Raw genomic sequence first — 12,771 nt, forward strand, 5'->3', positions numbered from 1 at the left:
GAATGCACAAGCGCGTCGTCATTACCGGCATCGGCGGCATTTGCGGGCTCGGCACCAATGCACCTGCGATCTGGGGCGAAATGCGTGCCGGGCGCTCGGCCATCGGCCCGATCGTCAATTCGGAGCTGTATGACCTGAAGGTCAGGGTCGGCTGCGAGATCAAGGCGCTGCCCGATCACGGCATCGACCGCAAGCAGACCGTCTCGATGGACCGCTTCAGCCTGCTGGCGACGATCGCCGCGCGCGAAGCCGCGCAGCAGGCCGGCCTGGCTTCGCACGAGACCAATACCTACCGGATGGGCACCATCGTCGGCGTCGGCGTCTGCGGCTGGGAGGCGATCGAAGAGAGCTATCGCTCCATCCTGATCGAGGGAAAGAACCGTACCGGCATCTTCACCGTGCCGAAAGTGATGCCAAGCGCCGCCGCCGGCCATGTCAGCATGAATCTCGGCCTGCGCGGACCGGTCTTCGGCATCACCTCGGCCTGCTCTTCGTCCAACCACGCCATTGCCTCGGCGGTCGACCAGATCAGGCTCGGCCGCGCCGATGTCATGGTCGCCGGCGGCACCGATGCACCGCTGGTCTGGGGCATCCTGAAAGGCTGGGAGGCGCTCAGGGTGCTGGCGCCCGATACGTGCCGGCCGTTTTCGGCCGATCGCCAGGGCCTGGTGCTTGGCGAAGGCGCCGGCATGGTGGTGCTGGAAACCTACGAGCATGCCATGGCGCGCGGCGCCGACATTCTTGCCGAGGTGGCCGGCGCCGGACTTTCCGCCGACGCGTCCGACATCGTCGCGCCGACCATCGAAGGTCCGGAGGCGGCGATGCGCTTCTGCCTCGTCGATGCCGGGCTCAATCCGGAAGATATCGACTATCTCAATGCGCATGGCACCGGCACCAAGGCCAACGACCAGATCGAGACGGCGGCGATCAAGCGCGTCTTTGGCGACTATGCCCACAGGCTTTCCATCTCGTCGACCAAATCGATGCACGCCCACTGCCTCGGCGCATCGGGCGCCCTGGAGCTGATCGCCTGCGTCATGGCGATCCGCGAAGGCATCGTGCCGCCGACGGCCAATTTTCGCGAAGCCGACGCCGATTGCGATCTCGACATCACGCCTAACGTGGCGCGCGAGCGCAAGGTGCGCGCCGCGATCAGCAACAGCTTCGCCTTCGGCGGCACCAATGCGGTGCTGGCGTTCAAGCCGGTCTGACCGCAAAGTACCCCTGCGCCACCTCGCCCGAATCCCCGCCCTGGAATTCCGATGACCGACCTGTCCGCCTTTCCGATCGCCACGCGCTGGCCAGCCCGCCATCCCGACCGCATCCAGCTCTATTCGTCTCCAACGCCGAACGGCGTCAAGATTTCGATCGCTCTGGAGGAGCTCGGCCTGCCCTACGAGGCGCATTTTGTGAATATCGGCCAAAACGAGAGCTGGACGCTGGAATTCCTGTCGCTGAACCCGAATGGCAAGATACCGGCGATGATCGACCCGGACGGTCCGGGCGGCAAACCGATCGGCCTGTTCGAATCCGGCGCCATCCTGCTCTACCTTACCGACAAGACCGGCAAGCTCATCCCGGCCGACCCGGTGCGGCGCTACGAGACGATCCAGTGGGTGTTCTTCCAGATGGCCTCGATCGGGCCGATCTTCGGACAAGTCGGCTTTTTCAACAAATTCGCCGGGCGCGAGATCGCCGACAAGCGCCCGCTGGAGCGTTACCGCGACGAGTCGCGGCGGCTGATCGGCGTGCTCGACACCAGGCTGAAGGGCCGCAAATGGATCATGGACGACGACTACACCATCGCCGATATCTCGATGCTGGGCTGGGTGCGCAATCTGATCGGCTTCTATGAGGCGCGGGAACTCGTCGGCTTCGACGATTTTCCCGATGTGGCGGCATGGCTGGAGCGCGGCCTTGCCCGGCCGGCGGTGCAAAAGGGGCTCTACATTCCGGCGAAAGGCTAAGCCGGCCGCCAAAAAGTCGGTAAGCCTATTTTGCCTTGGCCCTGGTTTTGGCACCGCCCTTGCCCATGACGGAAGCGGCAAGGGAGGCAGCGCCTCGGGCCGTGGCCACAACCGCGCCGGCCGCCACATTGGCCGTGGTCTTGGCCGCGCGCATGGCGCTGCCCGCCATGGACCCGCCGCTGGTTGCCGGCTTTTTGGACTTGGCGGGTTTTGGGGCGGTTTTTGCGGCTGCCTTGGCGGCTGGCACCACCTTCTTCAGCGCTGCCTTGCCGAACACCGGCTTTGCATCCTTGGAACGCGCGGCGATCGCCGGGCCGGCGCCTGTCTTTGATTGGACTGCCTTGCCCTTCGCGGGCGCGGGTTTTCTTGCCTTGGTTGCCATCGGACGGTTCCCTTATGCCGGCAAAATATGCCGGTCTAGGATAACGACCGGAAAGTCTTAAGGTTCCGCCACGAACATTCCTAAAATCGGGCGTGATCGCCGATCACCAGATCGGCGGGCCGGCGACGGGCAAGCACGCGGTCGATGTTCGGCATGTCGTTGGAGGCGATCCAGGCGCGGGCATCCTCGTCGGAACGGCCATGGCCATGCCATCGTTCGAGCAGCCGGCGCTCGAGTTCGGCGCGCGGCACATCGACGAAGATCGAGAAATCGAACAATGGCGTCAGTCGCGACCAGGGTTCCTCGTCAAGCAAGAGATAGTTGCCTTCGACCAGGATGAATTTGGTCTCGGAGGCGACGATCGAGGCGGCGGCGCGCGACAGTTCCATGCCGCGATCGAACACCGGGATGGCGATATCAGGCTCGCCGGCGCGGATGCGTTTCAGCAGCGTCTCGAAGCCGGCAAAGTCAAAGGTTTCCGGAGCCCCCTTGCGTGCACGCAGGCCGCGCCGCTCGAGCACGATGTCGTCATAGTGGAAGCCGTCCATCGGCACGACTTCCGAGCTGCCCTCCGGCAGCAATTCATGCAGGCTGGCCGACAATGTCGACTTGCCGGCGCCCGGAGGGCCGGCGATGGCGACAATGAAGCGGCTCGCCTTGCCGGCGCGCTTGAAGATGGTGGCGGCGAGATGGGCGATCTCGGACATCGGCGTTTTCCGGCCTGGATTCGTGAGACAATTTCGGTCGCATCTTGGCGACAGTTCGCGGAAATTTCAAACCACGCGACGCATTCAGGCGGGAGCGGCCCGGCCGATCCGCAGGAAATCGCTGTCGAAAGCAACGTCCCGCGTCGTACCATCGGCTGCCAGGATGCGCATCTTTCCCTGTCCGGTCGCGATGTCGCGCGGCGGTTTGCGGCTGTTCCGTGACCCTTCCCGGGTCTCCGGCAAGGCGCCGATGACATGGCGGAAGGAGAGGCTGCGGCCCTCGGCAAGGGCAAAGGCCGTCGCCAAGCCTTCCCGCTTCAGCCAGTTGTCGCCGAGCGAGGCGGCATGGCCGAGCGCCGAGCGCCCATCCTCGATGCCGAGCACGCCGCGATGGCGGCCGCTCCACGGCGCGTAGTCACGTCCGCCATTGCTGATCCACAGCATGGTGACCGGCAGTTCGGCCGGGTTCTTCAGCACCAACACCAGATCCTGTTCGGCATGCCGCGCCAGCGCGGTCCAGCCCGGCCCGCCATGGTCGGCCTCGACCAAAGTGAGGAAATCCTCACGCTCGAGGTCCATGCGGTAGTCGCTGAGATCGAGCATGCCGCCGTCTGTGGCGGGAAACCGCGTCAGGTCGGCCGAACGGGCGGGATAGGCCAGCCGGAAGCGGCCGCGGGCCGGATCTGGCTCCAGCGGATCGTCCGGCGTGGCGGCAAACCGCTTCGGCGAAAAGGCGAGCCTGCCGCCATTCTTCATTGCCGTCATCGGGTGATGGGCAACGGAAATCCCGCCCGAACCGCCGGAAAAGATATGCTCCTGGTAGAGAAAGGGATGGTCGTCGCGCAAGGTCAGGATCTTGTCGACCGCAGCACCCATGACTTTGCGGCGCAGCCGGAAGGTGGCCCGCCAGCCATCGACTGTTGCCTCGGAGGCGACGACATCCCAGGGACTGTTGGCCGTCCAGCCATGCAAGGGTGCGGCCTCGACATCGCTGCGCGAAAACGGCGCGCAGAGGAAATCGCCGGAAAGGTGCACCGTGCCTTCGGGCAGGTCTTGCGGCAGCGTCTCGCGCGGCTCGTCGATCCAGGGCGCGCGATGCAGCGGCTTCAGCCGGCGGCCGTCGATGTCGACCGCCATGTCGGCGAGATGGCCGACCGCAAGATCGACCGACACTGAAATACCCTTTGCCTTGATCGTGACAATGTCCATGCGCACCTGCCGATTCTGTCGCGCCAGCAAAACCTGCTCCGCGCCGATTGCGCAAGCTGCGTGGCCAGCATTTCACATCAGGCTGGCCGACAATGCCCGGCAAGACCGGCATTAACCAAATGGACGGGGCAATCGGGTTAGGCTACGTTCCGTCCGTCTTAGCAACAGCCTGCCTTCAGAACAGACCGTCTTGTCCCACTTGCGTCTCTTTCCGCTCATCCAAAGATTTGTCGCGGCGTTTGCGCTGCTGGCGCTCGTGGCCGGCTGCACGACGACGCCGCCCGACAGCATGCTGGCGGTGCCGGCGGCGCCGCAGAAATATGCGGCGATCGTCGTCGATGCCAGAACCGGCCAGACGCTGTTCCAGGTGAACTCGACGGCGACGCGCTACCCGGCGTCGCTGACCAAGATGATGACGCTCTACCTCCTGTTCGAGGCGCTGGATTCAGGCCGCCTGGCCAAGGAAACGCAGATCCCGGTCTCGGACAATGCCGCCAGGCAGCCGCCGACCAAGCTGCGCTTCAGGCGCGGCGAGACGATCGATGTCGATTCGGCGATCCGGGCGATCGTCGTCAAATCGGCGAACGACGTGGCGGTCGCCGTCGCCGAATATCTCGGCGGCAGCGAAGATGCGTTCGCCGGCATGATGACGGCCAAGGCGCGTCAGATCGGCATGCGCGGCACGGTCTTCGGCAACGCTTCGGGCCTGCCGGACGCCGACCAGCGCACCACGGCGCGCGACATGGCGGTGCTCGGCATGGCGCTGCGCGCCCGCTTCCCGCAGCAGTTCCACTATTTCTCCGAAAGCGACTTCATGTTCCGCGGCCGGCTGGTGCGCGGCCACAACGACATGCTCGGCCGTGTACGCGGCGTCAACGGCATCAAGACCGGCTATATCAGGGCCTCCGGCTTCAACATCGTCACCTCCTACGAGGCCGACGGGCGCCAGCTCATCATCGTGGTGATGGGCGCCGACAGCGCCCGCCAACGCAACGACCATGTCGAGGCGCTGATCCAGCGGAGCCTTTCGCCGATGTCTATTGCGAAGACGAAGCTGATGTTTGCGCAGGAGCAGTGAGGGGATCGCCGGAAGCTCGCCAGCCACTTCTGCCCAGCGGAGTGGGAAGTGGTCCGCATCGCGGACAATGAACGCCCGAAGAGCAGCAGCCCGAAGCGGCCGGGTGCGGAGGCGAACCTTCTGTCCGACAGCCTGGAAGCCACAGGGACAACTTCATAGCGCCCATCACTTGCCCGTTGAAGCCCGCCCCGGCTTCCGCTAAGAAGCCGGGACTGGCCGGTTCACCGGCTGGTCCGTTTTCCGGATCGCCGATCCTGAAGGCACCCGTAGCTCAGCTGGATAGAGCGCTGCCCTCCGAAGGCAGAGGTCACAGGTTCGAATCCTGTCGGGTGCGCCAATTTTCCGTTATATTTCAAACGTTTATGCGATGCTGTGCCCCTCGAATATGACGTTGAGACTAATTCGACGTAAGCACTGGCGGTAGTTTCTCCCGCCTACAGAGCGGTGCCGATTGATGAAATTTCGTTCGGACTGACCCCGTTGAGCCTCATTTCTGCTGAAGCGGTCGTCTCCCGAAAGTGGGTCGGGCAACTGAGCGTGCTCATTTGGGCAGCACTCACAGAGGATGGCCGCCAGTCAACGGTCCCAACCCCAGCCGGTCAGAATTTGTGCATAGGGGATTGACGCAGGCCAACCCGAATGCTTCTATTCTCGATATTCAATAACAAGTCTCGTTAATCGAGAAAATGGGATAGACACTTTCAGCCATGGTTCAGCCCCCGATGCATGTCGGCATGACCGGCATATCCAAAACCTATGACGGCCACAGCTTCGTCGTGCGCGACCTGAACCTTGACATCGCGAAGGGCGAATTTCTGACGCTTCTTGGTCCTTCGGGCTCGGGCAAGACGACGACGCTCATGATGCTCGCTGGCTTCGAATATCCGTCAGCGGGTGAAATTACGCTCGACGGGCGGCCGATTCAGGACAAGCCGCCGGAAAAGCGGAACATCGGCATGGTGTTCCAGAACTATGCCCTCTTCCCGCATATGACGGTCGCCGAGAATGTTGGTTATTCGTTGCGGGTGCGCGGCTCCTCCAGGGAGCAGATCGCCACTCGCGTCGACGAAGCGCTGGCGATGGTCCAACTTTCGAACCTTGCGCAGCGCAGGACCGCGGCCCTGTCGGGTGGCCAGCAACAACGGGTCGCACTTGCTCGAGCGCTTGTCTTCGAACCCAGCCTGGTGCTGATGGATGAGCCGCTCGGCGCGTTGGACAAGAAGCTGCGCGAGGACTTGCAGCTCGAAATCCGTCGGATCGCCGATCGGCTTGACCTGACAGTCGTCTACGTGACGCACGATCAGCACGAAGCGCTGACGATGTCCGACAGGATCGCCATTTTCAACGACGGCCGCATCCAGCAAATCGGTTCGGCGCTAGATATCTATGGCCATCCCGCGAGCCGCTTCGTCGCGGAGTTCGTTGGCGACAACAACTGCCTTGATGCGAAAGTCGTCTCGATCGAAGGCGACCTGGCGCGCGCAAGGCTCGCCGGCGGCCAGGAAATTTGGGCGCGCAGCAGCGTTCACACGAAGGTTGACCAACAAGCGACGATCGCCATCAGACCGGAAAGCGTCCGCATCACTGGGCAGAACCGCGCCGGAACGCTTAGCGGGCAAATCAGCGACATCATCTACTGCGGCGACCAGTTCCGGATCCACGTCGAACTGCCGGGCGGGGAACGGTTGATTGCGAAGAGTTCATCATCGTTGGGAATCCAGATGGAGATGGGCAGCCCTGTCCTTCTCGACTGGGAGCCGCGCGATGCATGGGCGCTTGACGGCAGATAACACAACCGAAAATCCAGAGAGGACATCACATGCCACGAGCACGTTCATTCAAACAATCGTTCCTTGTCGGGCTTGTCCTGACTGCGGTGAGTTTTCCAGCCCTGGCAGACGGTCTGACCGTCGTTTCCTGGGGTGGGGCTCTGCAGGAGGCACAGACAAAGGCATTTCTCGATCCATATGCGAAAGCAAACAACATCACCGTCACCCAGGACACCTGGAGCGGTGAACTGGCCAAGCTGCGTGCCATGGTCGATAGCGGCAATGTTGCCTGGGACGTCATCGACGTCGATCCGCAAACAGGGGCGACCGCCTGCGACCAGGGATTGCTTGAGAAGATTGGTGCTGACGTGGCCTTCAAGTCCGCGGGTCTCGTCGATGGCGCCCTTACCGATTGCGCGGTGGGAACCAGCGTCTACGCCACGATCCTGGCGTTTCAGAAACAGGCGTTCCCGAAGGCCCCTACCAAGTTAACCGACATTTTCGACAGCACGGCCTTCCCCGGCAAACGCGGCTTCCGCAAGAGTCCGGTGGACACCCTTGAACTCGCCCTGCTCGCGGACGGTGTCGCGGCGTCGGACGTCTATACCACGCTCGCAACTCCCGCCGGCGTTGATAGAGCCTTCAAGAAGCTCGACACGATCAAGAAGGACATAGTCTGGTGGGAGGCCGGCGCCCAACCGCCGCAGCTGCTCAAATCCGGCGAGGTGAAGATGGCGCTGGCCTGGAATGGCCGCATAGCTGACGCCAACGCCAAGGAAAATGCCGATCTTGGGATCGCCTGGACCAATCAGATCCGTGGCTTTGACATGTGGGTTATCCCATCCGGTTCGAAGAACCTTGCAGCTGCCAAGGATTTCGTGGCCTTCAGCGTCAAGCCAGATGTCAACGCCACCTTGAGCAACTACATCGCGTACGGCCCGACCGTAAAGGCCGCCAGCGATCTGGTCGCAAAGGACGTGCTGCCGAACTTGCCGTCTGCCCCGCAAAACAGTGAGGGCGCCTTGGCCCAGGACGGCGCATTTTGGGCCAAAAACGGTGACGCGCTAAACGCCCGCTTCTCCAGCTGGATTTCCCAATAACCCCAAGTGGTGGGAGTTCTCGGATGACACTACCGTACGGTGACGTGGGCCTGGTAATGACGCAGAATGATGCCCATGGGGCAAAGGCCGCGGCACCGACGGCGCGTGTCGTCGTTCGCTCGTCGATCAGGAGCGACAGCCACCGGAGGGCAGTTCGGGCTGCTCTTCCGGCGGCGCCGCTTCTGATTTTTCTGCTTCTGTTCCTGGTGATCCCGATAGGTTCGATCGTTCATACGGCGGTATCGGACGGGGAAATCGCCAGAGCACTGCCGCTGACAACGCAGGCGCTTCAGGCCTGGGACGGAGATGATGTGCCGGTCACCGCCGTCTACATGACCCTTGGACAGGAGCTCGAGGCTGCGGGACATGCAGGATCAATACGCCCGCTAGGCCGTCGGGTGGGTTACGAATTGTCCCGCGGGGCGAATGTCATCCTCGGTGCCCAGCGGACCCTCTCCAAGGATTTCGACCGCGCCGACCCGCAGGCCTGGAAGGCCCAACTGATCAAGGCAGACCCGGCCTGGGGACAGAGCGGTGTCTGGAGCATCATCAGGCACTACAACGGTCGCTACAGCGCCTTCTATTTGCGCTGGGCGACAGGCTTTCCTGTAAAGATCGAAGCCGATGGTCGATTGTCTCAGGAAGCGAGCTATGATTTCCGGTCGATCTATCTAAGGACGATCCTGATCAGCCTTGTCGTGACGGGGCTCACGATCTTGATCGGATACCCAGTCGCGTATGTCATAGCCAATTCCAGTGGGCGGACAGCCGCGGTCCTCTTGTTCTTCATTCTCCTGCCGTTCTGGACCTCGCTCCTCGTGCGCACCATGTCGTGGATAGTCTTCCTTCAGACCAACGGCGTTCTCAACAACACGCTGGCCCGAACGGGACTGATACCCGAGCCACTGCCCCTCCTTTACACCCGCATGGCGACCATCATCGCGATGATCCAGATCCAGTTGCCGTTCACGGTCCTGCCTATGATCAGCGTGATGCGGGCGATCCCGACGAACCAGGTAAAGGCAGCCCGCAGCCTCGGGGCAGGACCACTCCGGGCCCATGCAACGATTTTTCTGCCGCAGTCGATCCCGGGCATTGCCGCTGGCGGCCTTCTCACCTTCGTGCTGTGCCTTGGCTTTTATTTGACGCCCGCATTGGTGGGTGGACCGTCCGATCAGATGGTGAGCTTCTTCATTGCCAGGTTTACCAATGAGGATCTGAATTGGGGGCTTGCTTCGGCGCTTAGCGTCATACTCATCTTTGGGGCTGGCCTCGTTGCTCTCCCCCTTGCGCGACATGTCGCACGTCACTCGTCGGATCGGATCTGAACATGGGCCGCCGCGTCTACACTGAGTTTCCCACCTATATTCGTATACCGCTTTATGGATTTGTTGGGATCGCACTTCTCTTGCTGATGCTCCCGCTGGCGGTCGCTCTCCCAATTTCCCTCAACGCCGATCCCTGGTTTACCTACCCATTCCGTGCATCGTCTCTTCGCTGGTTCACGGAACTTTTTTCCTCGCCTTTGTGGACCGGGGCAATGGTCAACAGTCTGGTGATTGCGAGTTCGACCACCGTTGTCGCCACGACTCTGGGCACGCTCGCGGCAATCGGGCTTGTAAATCCACGGTTCCCTTTCCGGACCGCCGTGATGGCGCTTGCGATCTCACCGATGATCGTTCCCGTCGTCGTGCTAGGCCTCGGACTGTTCATTTTCTTTTCGCCGCTCGGCCTCAACTATTCCTACGCCGGCGTCGTTATTGCACACACCATTCTGGCATCGCCCTTCGTTGTCATCACCGTCACGGCGACATTGACCCGCTTCGACTTCAACCTGATGCGGGCCGCGGCAGGTCTCGGCGCCGGCCGCGTGACGGCATTTCGAACTGTGATGCTTCCAATTATCGCGCCAGGCGTGGCGGCGGGAGCGGTCTTCGCTTTCGCCTCGTCATTCGACGAAGTGGTGATGGTCCTTTTTATTGCCGGACCTCAGCAGCGCACGCTTCCCAAGCAAATGTTCACGGGACTGCGTGAACAGCTCGATCCAACGATCCTCGCCGCCGCCACGGTGATGATCATACTGACGAGTTGCCTGATGGCTGTAGCTTACAACGCTAATAAGAAAAGGTAACTTGATGCTGCACGTCATGTCGCAAGACATCGGGAGGTTTGGTGCTGCGAAAGCCGGATTGTTCGCCGACGATTATCGCGAAGAACCTTATTGGTGGTCGGCGGCACCGCTGCCCCCTGCCAGCGAGAACACGGAACTGGTGATCCCTCATGGCAAGGCTGATGTCGTCATCGTTGGCGGCGGCATCACCGGTCTGGTCGCCGCGCTGCAGCTGGCGCGCTCGGGTTGTGAGGTTGCCGTTCTCGATGCGCAGAGGATCGGCGAGGGCGCTGCACGCCGCAATGCCGGTTTCGTCGGTCGCACGCTGAAGCGGTCCGTCGAATGGCTGGCGCAAAGGTCAGGGCGCGAGCACGCGGTTAAGGTCTATCGTGAGCTTGATGCCGCCATGCGCGGTGTTCAGGCCTTCGTCGAGCACGAGGGCATCGAATGCCACTACCAGACCTGCGGCCGCTTCATTGCCGCCAATTCGAAGGCTCATTTTCGAGCTTTGATTGCCGAACTTGAACAGACCCGACAGGCCGTCGGGTTCGACTATTCCGTGGTCGAGAAACATGAAGTTCATACGGAAATCGCCTCCGACAGCTACCATGGCGGCGCGGTCATTCCAGATCTCGGTTCGATTCATCCCGGGCTTTATCACGCGGGCCTTGTCCGCAAGGCGCTCGATGCTGGTGTCAGGCTGTATCCTCTCACCAATGTCGTGGGGGTCGAGCACGGCGCGAGCGGGAAGACCGTTCGAACGTCGAGAGGAAACATCGCTGCCCCTCATGTCATTGTCGCCACCAATGGTTATACGAGCCGCGACCTCAAATGGCTTGCAAGGCGGGTCATTCCTTTCCGCGGCTTTGTTGTTGCAACCGAGCTGTTGCCACCGGAAATAATCGACAAGGTAATACCGCACCGCCGCACCTATCTCGACACCAGGATGAACATCGATTTTATTCGCCCCGCACCTGATTCAAGCCGCATCCTGTTTGGCGGCATGACTGGTACAGCGAGCCCGACGGCGACGCCGCTCGCAGGCGCGCTCCGCGATCGCCTTGTGAGAACTCTGCCTGACCTCAAGGGTGTCCGCCTCAGTCGTGCCTGGACCGGGCACTGCGCGGGAACTTTCGATTTCATGCCCCATATCGGCACGAAGGACGGCGTGCACTTCGCCCTTGGCTACAACTTTGCAGGCATTCCTCTTGGAACACATTTCGGGGAGAAGCTCGCTGCCCGAATTCTTCAACGGGGAGACATGTCTTCGGCCTTCGATGTCGAAAAATTTCCTACGGCGCCATTCTTTAACGGCTCGCCGTGGTTCGTGCCCTTGGCTATGCGCTATTTCGACTGGCATGATGATCGAATCGCAAGAGGCTAGAGCGCATACATCATGGCAAAAACTCCGACGCGCAAAGCGGCCACTGAAAAGCCTCTGGAGCGCTATGTGCGTATTCTTGAGATCGTCGCCGGCTTTCCAGGCGGTATCTCGGGAACCTCCGTTGGCGAGATGCTCGATCTGCCGAAAGCCTCGGCCTATAGGCTGATGAAGAGCTTGGCTGATGTTGAATTGATCGAGCAGAGCGGCCCAAGCACGGCCAATTTCAAGCTCGGGCGACGATTGGAAAGACTGCTCTTTTCAGGTGCGAGCGACGACTGGTTCAAGGTCGTTGCGCGCCCGACGTTACAAGAACTTTCAGAAAAGACCGGCCAGGCCTGCTTCATCGCGCGACTGTCGGGCGACAGCGTGCGCAGCCTCGACATGGTCGCGCCCGGCAATCTGGTCAGGGCCTACATCGTCCCGGGGCTTGAAATCCCAGCGCACGCCGGCGCCTCTGCCAAGGCGATCCTCGCCTTTCAGGATCCGAATTTCATCGCTTCGGTACTCGACAAGCCGCTCAAGCGGTTCACGGCGGCGACCAAAGTCGACTTCGACATTCTCGTGGAAGAGCTGCAACTCGTGCGCAAAACCGGCGTGGCCTATTGCGTCGGAGAAGATGTGGACGGATTTGCCGCGATCGCCGCCCCGATCAGGATCGATGGGCAGCGTACGCAGCATAGCCTGTGCGTGACGGGCACGATCCAGGGGATTATCGACACCAACCGAGAAATTAATGTCGCAGTGGTCAAGCGCCTGGCGGAGAAACTCTCTAAGGTCCTCGAGAAACAATTCCGGCATACGTTAACAATTACAGACTGAATCCAGCAATCCTTGTTTGCATGGCAGCGTTTGGTAGTAACCGAAGCGCTCTTATTGGCGTGTATTATTGCAATAATTGCCTCTTTTCGTGCAACGTCTGGAAAATGTTCACAGAAAATATCTGACGAAACATGGATGACGCTGGTTTTCAGAGAAATCAATGTCGAGCACTGCGATCTTATGTTGACAGCAAGCGGTCTACAGGTCTACTTTCTCATTAATTGAATTGTTATATCGATTATCGAG

12 protein-coding genes and 1 tRNA gene are annotated in these 12,771 nt (G+C 61.2%); 10 read left to right on the forward strand and 3 right to left on the reverse strand.

Annotation, left to right across the window (positions count from 1 at the left end):
- Nucleotides 1-2: 2 nt before the first annotated feature.
- Nucleotides 3-1,211, forward strand: coding sequence for a beta-ketoacyl-[acyl-carrier-protein] synthase family protein (locus MESS4_RS02275; protein WP_006325999.1), 1,209 nt, complete (start codon nucleotides 3-5; stop codon nucleotides 1,209-1,211).
- Between the two features lie 51 nt (nucleotides 1,212-1,262).
- The gene (locus MESS4_RS02280) at nucleotides 1,263-1,967 is read left to right on the forward strand and encodes a glutathione S-transferase N-terminal domain-containing protein (RefSeq protein WP_006326000.1); all 705 of its coding nucleotides are present in this window, start codon (nucleotides 1,263-1,265) and stop codon (nucleotides 1,965-1,967) included.
- 25 nt (nucleotides 1,968-1,992) lie between these two features.
- On the opposite strand, the gene MESS4_RS02285 is transcribed toward MESS4_RS02280, so the two are convergent.
- From MESS4_RS02285 to MESS4_RS02295, 3 genes are all read right to left on the reverse strand, one after another.
- Nucleotides 1,993-2,349 (reverse strand): hypothetical protein, encoded by a 357-nt coding sequence (locus MESS4_RS02285; RefSeq protein ID WP_006326001.1) that lies wholly within the window; start codon nucleotides 2,347-2,349, stop codon nucleotides 1,993-1,995.
- 80 nt (nucleotides 2,350-2,429) lie between these two features.
- Nucleotides 2,430-3,056, reverse strand: a complete 627-nt coding sequence (locus MESS4_RS02290; protein ID WP_006326002.1) for a nucleoside triphosphate hydrolase — start codon at nucleotides 3,054-3,056, stop codon at nucleotides 2,430-2,432.
- Between the two features lie 84 nt (nucleotides 3,057-3,140).
- A complete protein-coding gene (locus tag MESS4_RS02295) occupies nucleotides 3,141-4,265 on the reverse strand; it encodes a hypothetical protein (protein ID WP_006326003.1) in 1,125 nt (374 codons plus the stop codon).
- A gap of 190 nt (nucleotides 4,266-4,455) precedes the next feature.
- Between MESS4_RS02295 and MESS4_RS02300 the strand changes: the two genes are divergently transcribed.
- The 8 genes from MESS4_RS02300 to MESS4_RS02335 all read left to right on the forward strand — a co-directional run bounded on the left by MESS4_RS02300 (nucleotide 4,456) and on the right by MESS4_RS02335 (nucleotide 12,525).
- Nucleotides 4,456-5,343 (forward strand): D-alanyl-D-alanine carboxypeptidase family protein, encoded by an 888-nt coding sequence (locus MESS4_RS02300; RefSeq protein ID WP_036240446.1) that lies wholly within the window; start codon nucleotides 4,456-4,458, stop codon nucleotides 5,341-5,343.
- A 260-nt stretch (nucleotides 5,344-5,603) separates the two neighbouring features.
- Nucleotides 5,604-5,680, forward strand: a tRNA-Arg gene (locus MESS4_RS02305).
- A gap of 397 nt (nucleotides 5,681-6,077) precedes the next feature.
- Nucleotides 6,078-7,133, forward strand: a complete 1,056-nt coding sequence (locus MESS4_RS02310; protein ID WP_244441040.1) for an ABC transporter ATP-binding protein — start codon at nucleotides 6,078-6,080, stop codon at nucleotides 7,131-7,133.
- A gap of 29 nt (nucleotides 7,134-7,162) precedes the next feature.
- Nucleotides 7,163-8,212, forward strand: coding sequence for an ABC transporter substrate-binding protein (locus MESS4_RS02315; protein ID WP_006326008.1), 1,050 nt, complete (start codon nucleotides 7,163-7,165; stop codon nucleotides 8,210-8,212).
- A 56-nt stretch (nucleotides 8,213-8,268) separates the two neighbouring features.
- A complete protein-coding gene (locus MESS4_RS02320; RefSeq protein ID WP_036240466.1) occupies nucleotides 8,269-9,540 on the forward strand; it encodes an ABC transporter permease in 1,272 nt (423 codons plus the stop codon).
- Between the two features lie 2 nt (nucleotides 9,541-9,542).
- Nucleotides 9,543-10,343, forward strand: coding sequence for an ABC transporter permease (locus MESS4_RS02325; RefSeq protein WP_006326010.1), 801 nt, complete (start codon nucleotides 9,543-9,545; stop codon nucleotides 10,341-10,343).
- Between the two features lie 4 nt (nucleotides 10,344-10,347).
- Nucleotides 10,348-11,706 carry an FAD-binding oxidoreductase gene (locus MESS4_RS02330; RefSeq protein ID WP_006326011.1) on the forward strand — a complete coding sequence of 453 codons (1,359 nt, stop codon included), beginning with the start codon at nucleotides 10,348-10,350 and terminating at the stop codon, nucleotides 11,704-11,706.
- Between the two features lie 12 nt (nucleotides 11,707-11,718).
- Nucleotides 11,719-12,525, forward strand: coding sequence for an IclR family transcriptional regulator (locus tag MESS4_RS02335; protein ID WP_006326013.1), 807 nt, complete (start codon nucleotides 11,719-11,721; stop codon nucleotides 12,523-12,525).
- Nucleotides 12,526-12,771: the final 246 nt, after the last annotated feature.

The sequence above is a fragment of the Mesorhizobium sp. STM 4661 genome, assembly GCF_000359125.1.
In the GTDB taxonomy this organism is placed as follows: Bacteria; Pseudomonadota; Alphaproteobacteria; order Rhizobiales; family Rhizobiaceae; genus Mesorhizobium.